We start from the raw sequence: 16,078 nt of genomic DNA on the forward strand, positions 1-16,078 counted from the left end.
TGCCCGCAAAGGTCACGCAAATATGATATCAGCACGGCCATGAAATCATTGCGCGGCCACGAAGGGACGATCAAATCACCGTCATGCAAAGCTTGAAAATCCTGTTGCTCGGCGCCGCCATTGGATTGGCGGCCGCCCTCCCTGCCAGCGCCTCCTCATCCGCCTGGTACAACAGCGAAGGCGGCAAGGTGCGGCTGGTGACATCAGGCAAGCCGGACGACGCCGGCCGCATCCAGGGTGTTCTCGATATCGCGCTCAAACCCGGCTGGAAGACTTATTGGCGCGACCCGGGCGACGCAGGTGTGCCGCCGCAGCTCGACGTTTCGGCCAGCACCAATATAGCCGATGCGACGCTGTCTTTTCCAGCGCCGCAGCGTCATGACGATGGCTATGGCAAATGGGCCGGTTACAATTATCCGGTTTCCCTGCCGGTGACTTTCACGCTGGCGACGCCGAACCAGCCGGCCGTCATCGATGCCGACATCTTTCTCGGCATTTGTGAATCCATCTGCATTCCCGTGCAGACACGGCTGAGCGTCGACCCCGCTTCCGATCCCGATAATGCCGACGACGCGGCGTTGGTGAAGGCTGGTTTCACCGCACTACCGGCGGCTGCAAAGCCTGACTTCGGCATCAAGGTGCTGTCCGGCGATCACGAGACGCTGGTTGTCGAGGCGAGTTTTCCTGGCGATCCGCAGGCAGCGGATTTCTTCGTTGCCGGCGAGCGCGACTATATGTTCGGAACACCTTCCCGCTCGGAAAAGGACGGCAAGCTGATCTTCACTGTGCCGATCCTCGATCGCCCCTCGACGACGCCGACCGACGGCGGGCTTCACTACACGTTGACGAGTTCGGCGGGTGCGGTCGAAGGGTTGCTGCCTTTCCCTTGAAGCGCGTCGTATTGAAAAAACGAATCCCATACGATGCGCTGCAAGGTCATCTTCTTGTACGTGTCGTTATCCCAAAACCGCGGCATGTACTGATGCCGCTGCCGCGATAGTTGCAGGAAGCCGCCGAGTTCGCTACGCAAGCACGCGTCTTCCCCCATCCCGAGCGAGGAACTCATGACCATCTCCGTTGGCGACAAGCTGCCCGAGGCGACCTTCAAGACAATGACCGCCGACGGCGCCAAGCCGATCACGTCGGCCGAGATTTTTCCGGGCAAGAAAGTGGTGCTGTTCGGCGTTCCCGGCGCCTTCACGCCGACCTGCAGCAACAACCATCTGCCCGGCTATCTCGAGAACCACAACGCGATCCTGGCGCGCGGCGTCGACACCATCGCCGTCGTTTCGGTCAACGACGTCCACGTCATGGGCGCCTGGGCCCGCTTCACCGGCGGCGAAGGCAAGATCCTGTTCCTCGCCGACGGCAATGGCGATTTCGCCAAGGCGGTCGGTCTTGACGCGGACTACTCCGGTGGCGGCATGGGCCTGCGTTCGAAGCGGTTTTCGATGATCATCGACGACGGCAAGGTCACCGCCCTCAATGTCGAGACCAAACCCGGCGTCGACGAGTCCGGCGCGGCTCATATTCTCGGTCAGCTCTGAACTTCGACGACCAATCACGCGAGGCCGCAATGGCCTCGCCTGACAAATGGCGGCGCTCCAGAATTGCCGGCTTTCGGGGGGATTCTACGATGTCTGACTCTGGCGCGCTATCGCGATCGGCGTCGGTGCGACCGTCCTGATGGATGTGTGGGCCTTTTTCCTGCACAAGGCATTCGGCCAGCCACGCCCGAACTGGGGCCCGGTCGGGCGCTGGGTCTGGCACCTCCGCGACCAGGTGTTTCACGACAATATCGGCGATGCGGCGCCCTACGCGTATGAACAGGCGCTGGGCTGGGCTTTCCATTACTTCGTCGGTATCGTCTACGGCATCATCCTGGTCGTGCTGGCGGGTGCGGGCTGGCTGGTCGCGCCGACCTTCCTGCCGGCCTTCATCCTCGGCATCGTCACGGTCGGCGCCGGCTGGTTCCTGCTGGCGCCGGGCATGGGCGCCGGCTGGGCCGCCTCGAAGCGGCCCAATCCGATGCGGGTCCGGGCGCTCAATCTGGTCTCGCACACGGTGTTCGCGCTCGGGCTTTGGGGCACGGCGCTGCTGATCCGTTAGACAGCTAGCACAGACGGTTCAGATCCCGCCGCCCATCGACCACACGGACGGTTTCAACCCACTCCACCGGGCCATCGTCCGTGTCTGGAATCGTTTCGTGGAGCATTACAAACGGCGCCTCCACCAGCATTCGTGCAGAAGGCCTGCTATCGGGTCGACTGACTCCCATGCGCGGCTGGTCTGCCAGCTGCATGGCCCGCGCTTCTAATCGATCGTAGTAATGATCGGCCCGCCGTATGTTTTCGCCGCCAAATTAGGCGTGGATGGCGGCCGATCGACAGGCTGTCTTGATCGGCGTACCGCAGCCGTACTCATAGCGATCGAAGGCGAAATAGTTGCCGCCGCCGCCCGCCAGCTGATCGGCTTCGCGGCTGATCTGCCTGCCGCTGAGCGACAGCAGAAGGAGCGTGCCGACACCGCCATGGCCGACAAGGGCGATGTTGCAGGCGCCGCCGGCACCGAGCACGGCCTCGACCTCACTCATGATGCGCTGCTGTGCGTCGATGGCCCGCTCCCAGCCACGAATGCTTTCGTGCGGATTGGCGAAGAACCGGTCGGCGACCGCCTCGAACGCCGGAGGCGGCAGGAAACCCGTCGCCGACCGGTCGTTCTCATGCATCCGTTCGCTCACCTGCACCGCAAGGTCGAGGTGCCGCCCGAGCACCTCGGCGGTTTCAACTGCCTTGCGTTCGCCCGACGACACCACGCGCCCGATCGATCCAATCCACGGCTGGTTCAGCATTGCATGCGCCCTGGCACGACCGATGTCGGACAGACCCCAATCCGGCACGGGCACGCTGGCGTCGATCTGAACCTGAGGATGGGTGATGTAATAGGCGATCGGCACAACAGAAATTCTCCTGTCGGCCCGCCGGGAATGCCAGAAGCTCAATAGCTCTGGGTCGAACGACGCGCCTTCGAGGCCAGCGGCTGCTTGGCCTGGACATCCGGCTTTGGCGCCGACACCACCGGCCTGAAAGGCCCTTTCTTGAACGGGGCCATGCCTTTCCTTGCCAGTTCGTCGGCGCGCTCGTTCTCGACGTGGCCGGCGTGGCCCTTGACCCAGTTCCAGGTGACCTTGTGGCGCCGGTTGGCCTCGTCCAGCGCCTGCCAGAGTTCACCGTTCTTTACCGGCTTCTTGTCGGCGGTCTTCCAGCCATTCTTCTTCCAGCCATGGATCCATTTGGAAATTCCGTCCATGACGTATTTGCTGTCGGTATGAAGCACGACCGTGCAAGGCTCCTTCAACGCATTCAGCGCCGAAATGGCCGCCAGCAATTCCATGCGGTTGTTGGTGGTTTCGGCCTCGCCGCCGAAGAGTTCCTTGGTGGTGCCGTTGAAGCGCAGGATGGCGCCCCAGCCGCCGGGGCCGGGATTGCCCGAACAGGCGCCATCGGTAAAGATTTCAACCTGCTTGCTCATGACACCCCGTTTTCGGCCAGTCCATATTCCGAAGGAAATCTGATCGCCCGGTGGAACCGCATCCTTCGGATGTATTCGGTCGGGTCGCGTTTCATCACCAGTCCGCCATCTGGGACGGTCAGCCAGTCGTAAAGTCGGGTCAGCATGAAGCGTAGCGCCGAACCGCGCGCCAGCATCGGCAGCGCCGCCTTCTCGTCATGGCTCAGGGGGCGCACGCTTTGATAACCGGCAAGCAGTGCCTTGCCCTTGGTAAGGTTGAAGGAAAAATCCTTCTCGAAACACCAGGCGTTGAGGCAGGTGGCGACATCATAGGCATAGAGATCGTCACAGGCAAAATAGAAATCGATCAGCCCCGAAAGCTTCTCGCCTAGGAAAAAGACATTGTCCGGGAAAAGGTCGGCATGGATGATGCCCTTGGGGAGGCCTTTGGGCCAGTTCTGCTCGAAATCGGCAAAGTCGGCATCGACCTCGGCCGCAAGGCCCGGCTCGACCTCGTCGGCGCGGCCGCGAGATGCATCCCAAAGCTTGCGCCAGCCGTCGAGGGCGAGCGCGTTCGGACGCGTCATCGAAAAATCGGCGCCGGCCAGGTGCAGCGCCGCCAGCGCCTTGCCGACCTCGGCGCAATGCGTTGCGGCCGGTCGCCGCAGCGAAAGTCCTTCGAGGAAGGTGATGATGACGGCCGGCCGGCCGGCCAGCGTGCCGATGACGCTGCCGTCATGCGCGGTCACCGGCAGCGGGCAGGACACGCCCTTGCTGGCGAGATGGCCCATCAGCCCGAGGAAGAACGGCAAATCCGCCTTCTCGACTCGCTTTTCATAGAGCGTCAGGATGTAGGAGCCGCTCGATGTGTGCAGCAGGAAGTTCGAATTCTCGGTGCCTTCGGCGATGCCCTTGTAGGATAGGAGATCGCCGACCGGATAGTGCTTCAGGAAAGCGCCGAGTTCGCCCTCCGCAACGTCGGTGTAGACCGCCATGGCCGTTCACGCGGTCCCGTTGACAAAGGCCATGTCGGCCGGCGTCAGTTCGACATCGCGCAGTACCCGCATGACCGGAAAATCCTCTGTTTCGGTGGCCGTGACGGCCAGGTCGATGGTGACGTCGAAACGCTGGCGGAACGCGTCGATGATCTCATCGACGATGATCTCCGGCGCCGATGCTCCCGCCGACAGGCCAAGCGTCGAAATGGTGCCGATGTCATTCCACGGAATTTCGGCGGCGCGCTGCACGAGAAGCGACATCGAGGCACCTGCCCGTTCCGCAACTTCGACAAGGCGGCGCGAATTCGAGGAATTGGGGGCGCCGACGATCAGATAGAGATCAGCACCGGGCGCCGTGTCCTTGACCGCTTCCTGGCGGTTGGTGGTGGCGTAACAGATCGATTCCGCCGCCGGCGCCTGCAGGTCCGGAAAGCGCTCCTGCAATGCGCGGATGATGCCGGCGGTATCCTCGACCGAGAGCGTGGTCTGGGTGACGAAACCAAGTGCTTTTGGATCGGCGGGCACAAGCCGGGCGGCGTCGGCCTCGGTCTCGATCAGCGTTACCGCGCCTTCCGGTAACTGCCCCATGGTGCCGATCACCTCGGGGTGCCCGGCATGACCGATCAACAGCACATGGCGGCCAAGCCGCTGGTGACGCATCGCCTGCTTGTGGACCTTGGAAACCAGCGGACAGGTTGCGTCGAGATAGAACAGGTTGCGCGCCTGCGCGTCCGCCGGCACGGACTTGGGCACACCGTGCGCGGAGAAGACGACCGGCGACTGCCGATGTTCGGCCGGGATTTCGGAAAGTTCCTCTATGAAAACGGCTCCAAGGCTCTGCAGCCCCTCGACGACATAGCGGTTGTGGACGATCTCGTGGCGGACATAGACCGGGGCGCCATATTTCTTCAGCGCCAGCACGACGATCTGGATGGCACGGTCCACGCCCGCGCAAAAACCGCGCGGCTGGCAGAGCCGGATCGTCAGAGGAGGCTTGGCGATTGTGTGAAGCATCAAATCCTGCCGGTTGGTCAGCGCCGAAATGAGGTGCCTACCCCTACCCTGTCAAGGGTATCGGTGGAAAGGGAGCGTAGCTTGCGTTCATTCCTCTTTCGCGGGCCGGCGAAGCCGGAGGACAAGCACCGCGGCGAGTGCCGCGGCAAGCCCGTACCAGGTGACGGCATATTGCAGATGGCTGTTCGGCAGGTCGATGATGGTGACGCCCCCGATCGGAAGGCCGCCGGGATTTGGCGTCTTGTCGGCATCGATGAAGACCGGCACCAAGTTGAACCCAGCCGGCAGGCCGGCGCTCGCGGCCATGACGTCGCGGTCCTTCCAGTAGAAGATGTTCTTCCCCACATCATTGTCGGGAAGCATCATGGAGGGCTTTGTCGGCAGCGGGTTGCGGGCCAGCCCGGTGACCGCGACCCTGCCTGTTACCTGTCCCTTGGCGCGTGTCGTCGCGTCCTTGAGGTCGTAGGGAACAAAGCCGCGGTTAATCAGGACGAAACGGCCGTCGTCGAGGACCAGCGGCGTATACACATTGAAGCCGGCATCCCCTTCCCAGGTCGCGTAGAAATGCCGCTCGCCGGAATGCAGGAAAGTGCCGGTGACCGTGACCGGGGTGTAGTCGACGTCACCGGTCGAGGCGAATTCCTTCTCGACCTCGGAAAGCGGTCGTGGCGCCGAATGGGTGCGCTGGTCGATGGTCTGTAGCAGGCCTTCCTTCCAGTGCAGGCGCTGGACCTGCCAGGTGCCCAGCGCCAGCAGAATCAAGAACAGCACAAGGCCAAGGACGAACAACAGTGCCGATCGTGGCCGCGAATGGCCGCGATCTTTGAAGGATGCTTCGCTCATTCGCCGCGATCCAGCCGCCCCTCGGCTGCTTTGTTGCTGTATTGCAGGGTGAGCAGAACGCCCTTGATCAACCGAAGCGCCGTCAGACACAGCACCAGTGCCAGTGGGATCCATATCAGCAGATGCAGCCAGAGCGGCGGGCTCAGCGTCACTTCCACCCAGAGCGCCAGACCGACGATGATGAAGCCGATGATCAGGATGACGAACACCGCCGGTCCATCGCCGGCATCGGCGTAGGAATAGTCGAGGCCGCAATTGACACAGCGCTTGCCTACGGTGAGAAAGCCGGAAAACAGCCGCCCCTCGCCGCAACGCGGGCAGCGGCCGTGCAGGCCGGCCGAAATCGGATCGATCGGAGGCCAGATCGCCTTGTCCTCACTCATGCGTAGTGCCGTCATTCATGGCTATTGCTCGATCTCGATCGGCGCCCCATCGGCCACCATCGCCCAGACTTGGTCCATGTCGGACTCCGTAACCCCAATGCAGCCATCGGTCCAGTCGACCAATTGAAGCAGCCAGCCCGACCAGCCGAAGCCGCTTCGCCCGGTCGACGCGCACCAGACCTTCTCAGCGGCAAGAGCCGGAATGCCAATGCGCAAATCGAAGTCAGCCGCATCTTTCATTGATCGGCTGCCCTTGCGCCGAAAAGAAGAAAGGCGGCCACGTCGCCGCGACCGCCTTCCCGAAATCGACATCCAAAAGGCTGGATCAGTGGCCTTCGATCACCGCGCCGACCGATCCCCAGACGTAGATCGAGGCGAACAGGAACAGCCAGACCACGTCAACGAAGTGCCAATACCAGGCGGCCGCCTCGAAGCCGAAATGCTGCTTGGGGGTGAAGTCGCCCTTCATCGCCCTGATCAGGCAGACCAGCAGGAAGATGGTGCCGATGATGACATGGAAGCCATGGAAGCCGGTCGCCATGAAGAAGGTGGCGCCGTAGATGGAATCCTTGAAGCCGAACGGCGCGTGCATGTACTCGTAAGCCTGCACCATGGTGAACAGCATGCCGAGCCCGACGGTCAGCACCAGGCCGTTGATCAGGCCCTTGCGGTCGCCATGGATGAGCGAGTGGTGCGCCCAGGTAACCGTGGTGCCCGACAGCAGCAGGATGATGGTGTTGTAGAGCGGCAAATGGAAGGGATCGAGAACCTCCATGCCCTTCGGCGGCCAGACACCACCGGTAAACGTGTGACGCGCGTAGTTTTGCACCTCACCGGCAAAAAGACTGGCATCGAAATAGGCCCAGAACCAGGCAACGAAGAACATCACCTCCGAGGCGATGAACATGATCATGCCATAGCGCAGGTGCAGCGACACGACGCGCGTATGGTGGCCCTCATGCGCTTCCTTGATCGTGTCCGACCACCAGGCGAACATGGTGTACAGCACGATCACAATGCCGATGAAGAACAGCCACGGATTGGCGATGTTGACGCCGAAGATCGGGAAGGAGCCGCCTTTCAGGTATTCCATGAGGCAGACACCGCCAAAAGCGGTGACAAGCGCCCCGACCGATCCCAGGAAGGGCCACGGGCTCGGGTCGACGAGATGGTAGTCATGGTGTGGTTTTGCGTGCGCGTCTGCCATATCAACCCCCGAGATTTCCTTCGGTATCTGAAACTGTCTTGCTATTGCCCTGGGCCGGCCCGGACGACGCCACCGGCTTGGTCTTCTCGACCGGGAACATCGTATAGGACAGGGTGATCGTCTTCACGTCCTTCAGTTCCGGCACATTCACGATGTCGGGGTCCACATAGAACAGGACCGGCATGTCCAGCGTCTCGCCCGGTTTCAGCGTCGTATCGGTGAAGCAGAAGCATTCGACCTTGTTGAAATACGGGCCCGCCAGTTCCGGCTGCACATTGAAGGTCGCGCGGCCGGTGACGGGGCGATCGAACTTGTTGGTCGCCTGATAATGCGCCTGCACGGTCTGCCCGATCTTCATGGTCATCGAGCGTTGGACCGGCTGGAACTCCCATGGCACGCCGGCGATGTTTGCGTCGAAGCGGACGGTGATCTCGCGGTCGAGCACGCGGCCGGCATATTGCTTCTCGACACGTTGCGTCGTGCCGCCATAGCCGGTCGCCTGGCAAAACATCTTGTAGAGCGGCACGGCGGCATAGGCCATGCCGATCATGCCGGTGAAGAAGGCAAGGCAGACAGCCGCGACAACGCGGTTGCCGGTCTTGCCTACCGTCTTCTTGGACGTCTCGGCGCTCATCACATCGAGCCCGACAAATTGTGGCCGAACTTCACGATTGTCGCGATGTAGAAGATCACGACCAGCACCGCCAGCGCCACGCCGATGGCGATAGAACGGCTGCGCTGGGCCTTCTTCTGGCGATCGGTCAAGGTGACCGTTTCGAGTTCTTTCTCGACCATGGTCATGCCCCACCCATGGCAAGCGCGCGTTCGACGACACTGTCAGCCAGATAGACAGCGAAGATCGCGAAGAGATAGAGCAGCGAATAGGCGAACAGGGCCTTGGCCGGCTTCATGGCGCGGTCATCGTCGGCCATGCCAAGCACTTTCCAGGCATACCAGACGAAACCAGCCCCCAGCAGCAAGGCGGCCACGCCATAGAACGGCGTCGTGTAGCCGAGCAGCCAGGGCAGCACGCCGACCGGAGCCAGCACCAGTGCGTAGGCGAAAATCTGACGGCGGGTCGATGCATGGCCGGCGACGTTGGGCATCATCGGGATGCCGGCGCGGCCATAGTCCTCGGACTTGAACAGCGCGAGCGCCCAGAAATGCGGCGGCGTCCACAGGAAAATGATCAGGAACAGGATGATGCTTTCGAGGCTGACCGACCCGGTCACCGCGGCCCAGCCGATAACCGGTGGGATGGCGCCCGCTGCACCGCCAATGACGATATTCTGCGGCGTCGAGCGTTTCAGCCACATCGTGTAGACCACGGCATAGAAGAAGATGGTGAAGGCCAGCAGCGTCGCCGACAACCAGTTGACCAACACGCCGAGCGTCATCACCGACAGCACCGACAACACCAAGCCGAAGCTCAGCGCCTCGTGCGGCTGGATCCGGCCGGAAGGCACCGGGCGGCTGGCGGTCCTGGTCATCACCGCGTCGATGTCGGCGTCGTACCACATGTTGAGCGCGCCAGAGGCGCCGGCCCCAATCGCAATGGCCAGGATGGCGATCACCGCCAGCAGCGGATTGATGGTCACCGGTGCCGCGACCAGTCCGACAAAGGCGGTGAACACCACCAGCGACATGACGCGCGGCTTCAACAGGGCGAAGAAATCGCCCGCCGTGGCTTCCGACATACGGAAGCCCGCTTCGTCAATGCTGGTTTTGTCGACTAGGGCCATGCGTACTCAAGTCCATCATTCCGTTGGCCAAAACCGCCGGCGGGCCGGCGGTTTCGTATTCGAGCGGGGAGCCGCCTTCACTTGATCTTCGGCAGCTGCTCCCACTGGTGGAACGGCGGCGGCGAAGGCAGCTGCCATTCGAGTGTGGTAGCACCCTCACCCCACGGGTTGGCGCCGGCGATACGCTTTTTCTGGAAGGCTTCGAACACGCCATAGAGGAAGATCACCACACCGACGGCCGAAATATACGAGCCATAGGACGAAACCATGTTCCAGCCCGCAAACGCGTCAGGATAGTCGATGGTGCGGCGCGGCATGCCGGCGAGGCCGAGGAAGTGCTGCGGGAAAAAGACCAGGTTCACCCCGACGAACATGACCCAAAAATGGGTGTTGGCGATGACGGGCGAGTACATGTAGCCGGTCATCTTCGGGAACCAGTAGTACCAGCCGGCGAAGATGGCGAACACCGCGCCCAACGACAGCACGTAGTGGAAGTGGGCAATGACGAAATAGGTGTCATGCAGCGACCGGTCGAGGCCGGCATTGGCCAGCTGGACACCGGTGACTCCACCGATGGTGAACAGGAAGATGAAGCCCAACGCCCACAGCATCGGCGGTTTGAACGAGATCGATCCGCCCCACATGGTTGCGATCCAGGAGAAGATCTTCACGCCTGTCGGCACCGCGATGACCATGGTGGCGAAGACGAAGTAGCGCTGCGTGTCGAGCGACAGGCCGGTCGTATACATATGGTGCGCCCAGACGATGAAGCCGACCGCGCCGATCGCAACCATGGCGTAGGCCATGCCGAGATAGCCGAATACCGGCTTTCTCGAGAAGGTCGAGACAATATGGCTGATGATGCCGAACCCCGGCAAGATCAGGATGTAGACTTCCGGGTGACCGAAGAACCAGAACAGGTGCTGGAAGAGGATCGGGTCACCACCACCGTCAGGCGCGAAGAACGTCGTGCCGAAATTGCGGTCGGTGAGCAGCATGGTGATGCCGCCGGCCAGAACCGGCAGCGACAGCAAGAGCAGGAAGGCGGTGACCAGCACCGACCATGCAAACAGCGGCATCTTGTGCAGGGTCATGCCTGGCGCGCGCATGTTGAAGATGGTGGTGATGAAATTGATGGCACCGAGAATCGAGGACGCGCCGGCGATGTGGATCGACAGGATCGCCAGATCCATGGCCGGTCCGGGCTGGCCCGAAGTCGAAAGCGGCGGATAGAGCGTCCAGCCGCCGCCCACGCCAAAGGCTCCGGGCGCACTCGGCACGAACATCGAGGTGAGCAACAGGATGAAGGCCGGCGGCAGCAGCCAGAACGAGATGTTGTTCATGCGCGGGAATGCCATGTCGGGAGCACCGATCATGATCGGCACCATCCAGTTGGCGAAACCGCCGATCAGGGCCGGCATGACCATGAAGAAGATCATGATCAGCGCGTGCGCAGTGGCAAACGCATTGTACATGCTCTTGCCACCGTCGATCGCGGCATCGCCGTTCATGCCATAGACCATCTGCGCAAGGCCGCTGAAGATCTGGATGCCAGGCTCCTGCAGTTCCATGCGGATAGCGACCGAAAGCGCGCCGCCGATAATGCCGGCCATGATCGCGAAGATCAGATAGAGCGTACCGATATCCTTGTGGTTGGTCGAATAAACCCAGCGCACCCAGCCATGATACGGCTTGTGATCGTGCCCGTCGTGAGCTGCAGCGTCTGCCATGTTCCGCTCCGTTCCCTAAATCTTGCTAACCCGCGGCATCAGTTGCCGGCGGCCGCTACCTTGTTCTGGCCATCGACCTCGGCCATGAGCGTCTTGTTGGCACCAGGCAGGTCGGTCTTGGCCGCGGCCAGCCAGGTCTTGAACTGCGTGTCCGACACAACACGAATGGCGATCGGCATGAAGGCGTGGTCCTTACCGCAGAGCTGCGAGCACTGGCCGTAATAGAGGCCTTCTTTATCCGCCTTGAACCAGGTCTCGTTGGTGCGGCCGGGAATGGCGTCGATCTTGATGCCGAAGGACGGCATGGCAAAGGAATGGATCACGTCGGTCGCGGTGACAAGCACGCGGGTCATCGTGTTGACCGGCACGACCAGTTCGTTGTCGACGGCGAGCAGGCGCGGATAGACGGCGCGATCCTCCTTGCCGGCCTTGGCGCGATCGCCATCCTGAAGGATGGCCGAATTGAAGGCGAGCGTGTTGTCGGTCTGGTATTCGTAATCCCAGTTCCACTGGTTGCCGGTCGCCTTGACGGTCAGCTTGGCCTCTTCCGGTGGCGTATACTGGGCGGTCAGGAGCGTGAACGAGGGGATGGCGAGGCAAAGCAGGATAACGACAGGACCGACAGTCCAGATCACCTCGATCAGCGTGTTGTGGCTGGTCTTGGACGGGGTCGGGTTGGCGCTCGCGCGGAATTTGATGATGCAGTAGATCAGCAGAAACAGCACCAGGACCGTGACCGGGATGATAAACCACATCGTGTAGTTTCCGAACCACTCGATCTGCCGCATCATGTCGGTCGCGGGCGCCTGGAAGCCGGTCTCCCACGGCCTGGGCTGGTCCGCATAAGCGGATCCGCAGGCGAGGAACGTGGCAGCAGCACCGGTGCTCGCTAGGAATTTTCTCATCGCCCTCTTCGTCTCCCAGTCTCTCACCGGCCGTGCCCGCGAGAATAACGAACAATGCCGGGACGGGAATCCCGGACAGTTTCAAGCTGGTTCAAACCATACTCTTTTTCCCTCCGCAAGAAAGGAGCGGTCGAAACCGTGCGGCATTTTTGCGCGCAAGCCGACGTGGCTCTTCCGGGGCAATGGCCGTAGTGGTGAATCGCGTATGTTCGGCGGGGTGCACGCCTTGTGCCGGCGGCACCCGCAAAGCGTCGTAATTCAGGCGAATTTGGCAAGGAAAAGCGCCGCATTGCTTTTTTAGGGACAGTCCGGCCACGGTCTCGTCCTTTACTTGGCATTGGCGCGGCTTAAAGTGCCGTGATTCGCAATGGAGCAGTCATGAACTCTTGGCTTTCGAGACTGAGGCATACGCGACTAGGCCTTTCGAGAACCCTGGCAAACGCCGTGTTTCTCGGGGTCCTTTGCGCGGCCGGTCTGTTCGTCGCCGGCAAGGCCAATGCTGCCCAGCCAAGCGGCACGGTGCGCTCGACGCATGGCGCATGGTCGATCATCTGCGACACGCCGGCCGGCGCCACCTCGGAACAATGCGTGATGATGCAGAACGTCGTCGCCGAGGATCGTCCGGAAATGGGGCTTTCGGTCGTCGTGCTGCGCACCGCCGACAACAAGGCCGAGATCCTGCGCGTGCTGGCGCCGCTCGGCGTGCTGTTGCCGAACGGCCTCGGCCTCAACGTCGACGGCAAGGACATTGGCCGCGCCTACTTCGTGCGCTGCTTCCAGGACGGCTGTTATGCCGAGGTCATTCTCGAAAAGCCGCTGCTCGACACACTGAAGACCGGCACATCGGCGACATTCATCGTTTTCCAGACCCCGGAAGAGGGTATCGGCATTCCCGTCGAGCTCAAGGGTTTCGCCGAAGGCTTCGCCGCTCTGCCCTGATCGCGGCTTCGCGCTGAACCAGGCATGGACGCGGCTTTTGCCGACCCCAGACGCATGCCCTGCAGCGAACGAAGTCATTCGTCGGCGCCGATTCCTCATTGCCGATTGTGCGGGCGCGGCTTCACGCCTACATCGGGGGAAAGCAATCATCCCACGGACGGACGCGCCATGAACAGCCTGATCGGCCAATTCGACATTTCAGACGACCGCATCAAGCAGATCGTCGCTGACACCATCAAGGGCGCCGATGACGGCGAGCTTTTCCTCGAATACAGCGAGAGCGAAGCGCTGATGTTCGACAATGGCAAGCTGAAGACCGCCAATTTCAACACCGACCAGGGGTTTGGCCTGCGGGCCGTCGCCGGCGAGGCCAGCGGCTACGCTCATTCCAGCGACCTGTCCGAGGCGTCGCTGCTGCGCGCGGCCGAAGCTGTCTCGACCGTCAAGGGTGGCTATTCAGGCACGCTTGCCGCAGCCCCCGCCCGTACCAACCGCCATCTCTACGGCGACGAGAACCCGATCCCCTCTCCTTCCTTCGAGGCCAAGGCGAAGCTGCTGCAAGAAATCGATGCCTGGCTGCGCGCCGAGGATCCACGCGTGCGCCAGGTGACGGCCTCGATCGCCGCGTCCTGGCAGCATGTCGAGATCGTTCGTGCCGACGGCCAGATAGTGCGCGATATCAGGCCGATGGTCCGCGTCAACGTCTCGGTCGTCGTCGGCGACGGCGACCGCCAGGAAAGCGGCTCCTACGGCATGGGCGGGCGCAAGGCATTCGGCGAATTCCTGATCGAGGATAGTTGGAGGCACGCCGCCAGGGAGGCGCTCCGGCAAGCGGTGGTCAACCTGGAGGCAATCCCGGCCCCGGCAGGCACTTTCGACATCGTGCTATCCAATGGCTGGCCGGGCGTGATGCTGCACGAAGCCGTCGGCCATGGTCTTGAAGGCGATTTCAACCGCAAGAAAACGTCGGCGTTCGCCGGCCTGATGGGGCAGCAGGTGGCCGCCAAGGGGGTGACGGTCGTCGACGACGGCACCATCCCAGAGCGGCGCGGCTCACTCACCGTCGACGACGAAGGCACGCCTTCGGCCCGCAACGTCTTGATCGACGACGGCAAACTGGTCGGCTACATGCAGGACCGGCAGAATGCCCGGCTGATGGGCATGAAAGCCACCGGCAATGGCCGGCGAGAAGGCTATGCGCACCAGCCGATGCCGCGCATGACCAACACTTACATGACCTCAGGCGACATGGAGCCGGACGAAATCATCGCCTCAGTCAAGAACGGCATCTACGCCGTCTCCTTCGGCGGTGGCCAGGTCGACATAACGTCGGGCAAATTCGTGTTCGGCTGCACCGAGGCCTACATGATCGAGAACGGCAAGGTGACGCAGCCGATCAAAGGCGCAATGCTGATCGGCAACGGGCCTGATGCCATGCACCGCGTATCGATGGTCGGCAACGACATGAAGCTCGACAATGGCATCGGCATGTGCGGCAAGGCCGGCCAGGGCGTACCCGTCGGCGTCGGCCAGCCGCATCTCAGGATGAACCAGATGACGGTCGGCGGCACGCGGGTTTGAATGACAACCTGATCGAGGCGGCCGGTTACGTCTTGCTGGTGGACCGCCTCGACGTCGAATAGAGGATTAGGAAGCCGACGACACCACCAATCGCATATTTGATCCAGGCATTCAGATAATCGACTGCGCCGTTCTGGCTGGAGACGTACAGCGCCGCGCCGACAAAGGTCATGACCGCGATGCCAAGAGCATAGGACGGCACCAATCCTATGCGGGCGATCTTTCTCAAAAGCCAAGCGACCAGCGCTCCGGTGAGCGCCATAATCAAAGCCGCACCCAATATCTCGGCCACAAACCCCGGTGAAATCATCTTTTTCACTCCCTTTTCCCGCTGCGGAATGTGCCTGTTTCGCAAAGCGAATTCAATGGTGCCGATTGGACATCGTTTGCAGCCTTCGAACGCACGGTTTCAGACACGGGCCGACACCTAGCGGCTTGAATTTTGCTGGCCGCTTCAATATCTTACCTTTGTCTTACGAAGGGAGTATCCTATGGCCGCTTCTGAAAAGCTCATAACCACCGTCTCGACCAAGGGACAGGTCATCCTGCCCAGCGCGATCCGGAAACGCAGGGAATGGGTAGCCGGCACACGCCTTGTGGTCGAGGAGACCGCTGAGGGTGTCCTTCTAAAGCGGACGCCGGTTTTCACCGAGACGCGGCCTGAGGACGTGTTTGCGTCCTTGCCGTACAGCGGCAAGCCGAAGACGCTGGAAGAAATGGATGCAGGCGTGCTCGCCGAGGCACGGCGACGCCATGCTCGCGATTGATACTAATCTTGTCGTTCGTTATCTAACGGGCGACCATCCCGAGCAATCCTCGCGCGCCCGACGGCTGATCGATGGGGGAAGGGTTTTCGTCGCCACCACCGTGATTTTGGAGGTCGAGTGGGTGCTGCGCAGTGCCTACGGCTATATGCCTCCCGAAATCGCCCGGACACTAAGGGCGTTCGGCGGGCTTACCACGGTAGAAATCGAGGATGCGGTGATCGTTGCGGCGGCACTCGATCTGGCTGAAAGGGGAATGGATTTCGCCGACGCGCTGCATCTGGGAAAGTCCACCCACTGCGACGGCTTCGTGACCTTCGACCGAAAGCTCATCCAGGTCGCGCAAACCGCTGGACATGACAACGTCCTAGAGGCCTGACGGTGGTACGCTGCCCGCCATAGGCTCGATTCCTCTTGCAGATGCCGTTCGTACGAATCCTTGCCGTCGGAGATACGCTGAAC

At 61.8% G+C, this 16,078-nt stretch carries 22 protein-coding genes; 7 read left to right on the top strand and 15 right to left on the bottom strand.

Annotated features, from left to right (window positions below; translation table 11 throughout):
* Positions 1-83 precede the first annotated feature (83 nt).
* Positions 84-890 (top strand): protein-disulfide reductase DsbD domain-containing protein, encoded by an 807-nt coding sequence (locus X739_RS153945; protein ID WP_023772910.1) that lies wholly within the window; start codon positions 84-86, stop codon positions 888-890.
* Here the strand turns inward: X739_RS153945 and X739_RS1000000169280 are convergent.
* A complete protein-coding gene (locus X739_RS1000000169280; protein WP_156939856.1) occupies positions 836-1,066 on the bottom strand; it encodes a hypothetical protein in 231 nt (76 codons plus the stop codon). The two genes, X739_RS153945 and X739_RS1000000169280, sit on opposite strands and share 55 nt — an antisense overlap.
* On the opposite strand from X739_RS1000000169280, the gene X739_RS153940 reads away from it, so the two are divergent.
* The gene (locus tag X739_RS153940; protein ID WP_023772911.1) at positions 1,065-1,547 is read left to right on the top strand and encodes a peroxiredoxin; all 483 of its coding nucleotides are present in this window, start codon (positions 1,065-1,067) and stop codon (positions 1,545-1,547) included. The genes X739_RS1000000169280 and X739_RS153940 overlap by 2 nt on opposite strands.
* Before the next feature lie 139 nt (positions 1,548-1,686).
* On the top strand, positions 1,687-2,109 hold the full coding sequence (locus X739_RS0134240; protein ID WP_198019214.1) for a DUF2938 domain-containing protein: 423 nt from the start codon (positions 1,687-1,689) through the stop codon (positions 2,107-2,109).
* A gap of 253 nt (positions 2,110-2,362) precedes the next feature.
* Here X739_RS0134240 and X739_RS153935 read toward each other — a convergent pair whose 3' ends face one another.
* The 13 genes from X739_RS153935 to coxB all read right to left on the bottom strand — a co-directional run bounded on the left by X739_RS153935 (position 2,363) and on the right by coxB (position 12,332).
* The gene (locus X739_RS153935) at positions 2,363-2,956 is read right to left on the bottom strand and encodes a histidine phosphatase family protein (RefSeq protein WP_023794582.1); all 594 of its coding nucleotides are present in this window, start codon (positions 2,954-2,956) and stop codon (positions 2,363-2,365) included.
* 41 nt (positions 2,957-2,997) lie between these two features.
* Positions 2,998-3,531: a ribonuclease HI gene (gene rnhA, locus X739_RS153930; RefSeq protein ID WP_023772912.1), complete on the bottom strand. Its 534-nt coding sequence runs from the start codon at positions 3,529-3,531 to the stop codon at positions 2,998-3,000.
* Complete coding sequence (locus X739_RS153925; RefSeq protein ID WP_023772913.1) at positions 3,528-4,505, bottom strand: homoserine kinase; 978 nt, start codon at positions 4,503-4,505, stop codon at positions 3,528-3,530. The genes rnhA and X739_RS153925 overlap by 4 nt, the downstream gene beginning before the upstream one ends.
* A gap of 6 nt (positions 4,506-4,511) precedes the next feature.
* The gene (ispH, locus tag X739_RS153920; RefSeq protein ID WP_015318789.1) at positions 4,512-5,522 is read right to left on the bottom strand and encodes a 4-hydroxy-3-methylbut-2-enyl diphosphate reductase; all 1,011 of its coding nucleotides are present in this window, start codon (positions 5,520-5,522) and stop codon (positions 4,512-4,514) included.
* Positions 5,523-5,609: 87 nt separating this feature from the next.
* Positions 5,610-6,365 carry an SURF1 family protein gene (locus tag X739_RS153915; protein WP_023772914.1) on the bottom strand — a complete coding sequence of 252 codons (756 nt, stop codon included), beginning with the start codon at positions 6,363-6,365 and terminating at the stop codon, positions 5,610-5,612.
* On the bottom strand, positions 6,362-6,748 hold the full coding sequence (locus X739_RS153910) for a DUF983 domain-containing protein (protein ID WP_015318791.1): 387 nt from the start codon (positions 6,746-6,748) through the stop codon (positions 6,362-6,364). The genes X739_RS153915 and X739_RS153910 overlap by 4 nt, the downstream gene beginning before the upstream one ends.
* Before the next feature lie 21 nt (positions 6,749-6,769).
* Positions 6,770-6,988 carry a hypothetical protein gene (locus X739_RS1000000169285; protein ID WP_023772915.1) on the bottom strand — a complete coding sequence of 73 codons (219 nt, stop codon included), beginning with the start codon at positions 6,986-6,988 and terminating at the stop codon, positions 6,770-6,772.
* A gap of 85 nt (positions 6,989-7,073) precedes the next feature.
* The gene (locus X739_RS153900) at positions 7,074-7,955 is read right to left on the bottom strand and encodes a cytochrome c oxidase subunit 3 (RefSeq protein ID WP_015318792.1); all 882 of its coding nucleotides are present in this window, start codon (positions 7,953-7,955) and stop codon (positions 7,074-7,076) included.
* A 1-nt stretch (position 7,956) separates the two neighbouring features.
* Entirely contained in the window at positions 7,957-8,589 is a 633-nt protein-coding gene (locus X739_RS153895; protein WP_023772916.1) for a cytochrome c oxidase assembly protein, read from the bottom strand.
* Positions 8,589-8,750, bottom strand: coding sequence for a hypothetical protein (locus X739_RS153890; RefSeq protein WP_084056264.1), 162 nt, complete (start codon positions 8,748-8,750; stop codon positions 8,589-8,591). The genes X739_RS153895 and X739_RS153890 overlap by 1 nt, the downstream gene beginning before the upstream one ends.
* 2 nt (positions 8,751-8,752) lie before the next feature.
* Positions 8,753-9,697: a heme o synthase gene (locus X739_RS153885; RefSeq protein WP_023772918.1), complete on the bottom strand. Its 945-nt coding sequence runs from the start codon at positions 9,695-9,697 to the stop codon at positions 8,753-8,755.
* 77 nt (positions 9,698-9,774) lie between these two features.
* On the bottom strand, positions 9,775-11,427 hold the full coding sequence (ctaD, locus tag X739_RS153880; protein ID WP_023794583.1) for a cytochrome c oxidase subunit I: 1,653 nt from the start codon (positions 11,425-11,427) through the stop codon (positions 9,775-9,777).
* A 38-nt stretch (positions 11,428-11,465) separates the two neighbouring features.
* A complete protein-coding gene (gene coxB / locus X739_RS153875; RefSeq protein WP_023794584.1) occupies positions 11,466-12,332 on the bottom strand; it encodes a cytochrome c oxidase subunit II in 867 nt (288 codons plus the stop codon).
* A 378-nt stretch (positions 12,333-12,710) separates the two neighbouring features.
* Between coxB and X739_RS153870 the strand changes: the two genes are divergently transcribed.
* A complete protein-coding gene (locus tag X739_RS153870; RefSeq protein ID WP_023772920.1) occupies positions 12,711-13,271 on the top strand; it encodes an invasion associated locus B family protein in 561 nt (186 codons plus the stop codon).
* Positions 13,272-13,439: 168 nt separating this feature from the next.
* The gene (gene tldD / locus X739_RS153865; protein WP_023772921.1) at positions 13,440-14,852 is read left to right on the top strand and encodes a metalloprotease TldD; all 1,413 of its coding nucleotides are present in this window, start codon (positions 13,440-13,442) and stop codon (positions 14,850-14,852) included.
* A 25-nt stretch (positions 14,853-14,877) separates the two neighbouring features.
* Here the strand turns inward: tldD and X739_RS153860 are convergent, their stop codons facing one another.
* Positions 14,878-15,162 (bottom strand): hypothetical protein, encoded by a 285-nt coding sequence (locus tag X739_RS153860; RefSeq protein ID WP_031248058.1) that lies wholly within the window; start codon positions 15,160-15,162, stop codon positions 14,878-14,880.
* A 181-nt stretch (positions 15,163-15,343) separates the two neighbouring features.
* Here X739_RS153860 and X739_RS153855 point away from each other — a divergent pair, with 181 nt between their 5' ends.
* A complete protein-coding gene (locus X739_RS153855; RefSeq protein ID WP_023772923.1) occupies positions 15,344-15,619 on the top strand; it encodes an AbrB/MazE/SpoVT family DNA-binding domain-containing protein in 276 nt (91 codons plus the stop codon).
* Entirely contained in the window at positions 15,606-15,995 is a 390-nt protein-coding gene (locus X739_RS153850) for a type II toxin-antitoxin system VapC family toxin (RefSeq protein WP_023772924.1), read from the top strand. The genes X739_RS153855 and X739_RS153850 overlap by 14 nt, the downstream gene beginning before the upstream one ends.
* The last annotated feature ends 83 nt before the right edge of the window (positions 15,996-16,078 follow it).

The organism is Mesorhizobium sp. LNHC209A00, assembly GCF_000502915.1.
Taxonomy (GTDB): Bacteria; Pseudomonadota; Alphaproteobacteria; order Rhizobiales; family Rhizobiaceae; genus Mesorhizobium.

Excerpts from the sequence above, each read along its gene's own strand:
- X739_RS153945 (WP_023772910.1), top strand. The coding sequence starts at position 84 with ATGCAAAGCTTGAAAATCCTGTTGCTCGGCGCCGCCATTGGATTGGCG.
- X739_RS153940 (WP_023772911.1), top strand. The coding sequence starts at position 1,065 with ATGACCATCTCCGTTGGCGACAAGCTGCCCGAGGCGACCTTCAAGACA.
- X739_RS1000000169280 (WP_156939856.1), bottom strand. The coding sequence starts at position 1,066 with ATGAGTTCCTCGCTCGGGATGGGGGAAGACGCGTGCTTGCGTAGCGAA.
- X739_RS0134240 (WP_198019214.1), top strand. The coding sequence starts at position 1,687 with ATGGATGTGTGGGCCTTTTTCCTGCACAAGGCATTCGGCCAGCCACGC.
- rnhA (WP_023772912.1), bottom strand. The coding sequence starts at position 3,531 with ATGAGCAAGCAGGTTGAAATCTTTACCGATGGCGCCTGTTCGGGCAAT.
- X739_RS153925 (WP_023772913.1), bottom strand. The coding sequence starts at position 4,505 with ATGGCGGTCTACACCGACGTTGCGGAGGGCGAACTCGGCGCTTTCCTG.
- ispH (WP_015318789.1), bottom strand. The coding sequence starts at position 5,522 with ATGCTTCACACAATCGCCAAGCCTCCTCTGACGATCCGGCTCTGCCAG.
- X739_RS153915 (WP_023772914.1), bottom strand. The coding sequence starts at position 6,365 with ATGAGCGAAGCATCCTTCAAAGATCGCGGCCATTCGCGGCCACGATCG.
- X739_RS153910 (WP_015318791.1), bottom strand. The coding sequence starts at position 6,748 with ATGAGTGAGGACAAGGCGATCTGGCCTCCGATCGATCCGATTTCGGCC.
- X739_RS1000000169285 (WP_023772915.1), bottom strand. The coding sequence starts at position 6,988 with ATGAAAGATGCGGCTGACTTCGATTTGCGCATTGGCATTCCGGCTCTT.
- X739_RS153900 (WP_015318792.1), bottom strand. The coding sequence starts at position 7,955 with ATGGCAGACGCGCACGCAAAACCACACCATGACTACCATCTCGTCGAC.
- X739_RS153895 (WP_023772916.1), bottom strand. The coding sequence starts at position 8,589 with ATGAGCGCCGAGACGTCCAAGAAGACGGTAGGCAAGACCGGCAACCGC.
- X739_RS153890 (WP_084056264.1), bottom strand. The coding sequence starts at position 8,750 with ATGGTCGAGAAAGAACTCGAAACGGTCACCTTGACCGATCGCCAGAAG.
- X739_RS153885 (WP_023772918.1), bottom strand. The coding sequence starts at position 9,697 with ATGGCCCTAGTCGACAAAACCAGCATTGACGAAGCGGGCTTCCGTATG.
- ctaD (WP_023794583.1), bottom strand. The coding sequence starts at position 11,427 with ATGGCAGACGCTGCAGCTCACGACGGGCACGATCACAAGCCGTATCAT.
- coxB (WP_023794584.1), bottom strand. The coding sequence starts at position 12,332 with ATGAGAAAATTCCTAGCGAGCACCGGTGCTGCTGCCACGTTCCTCGCC.
- X739_RS153870 (WP_023772920.1), top strand. The coding sequence starts at position 12,711 with ATGAACTCTTGGCTTTCGAGACTGAGGCATACGCGACTAGGCCTTTCG.
- tldD (WP_023772921.1), top strand. The coding sequence starts at position 13,440 with ATGAACAGCCTGATCGGCCAATTCGACATTTCAGACGACCGCATCAAG.
- X739_RS153860 (WP_031248058.1), bottom strand. The coding sequence starts at position 15,162 with ATGATTTCACCGGGGTTTGTGGCCGAGATATTGGGTGCGGCTTTGATT.
- X739_RS153855 (WP_023772923.1), top strand. The coding sequence starts at position 15,344 with ATGGCCGCTTCTGAAAAGCTCATAACCACCGTCTCGACCAAGGGACAG.
- X739_RS153850 (WP_023772924.1), top strand. The coding sequence starts at position 15,606 with ATGCTCGCGATTGATACTAATCTTGTCGTTCGTTATCTAACGGGCGAC.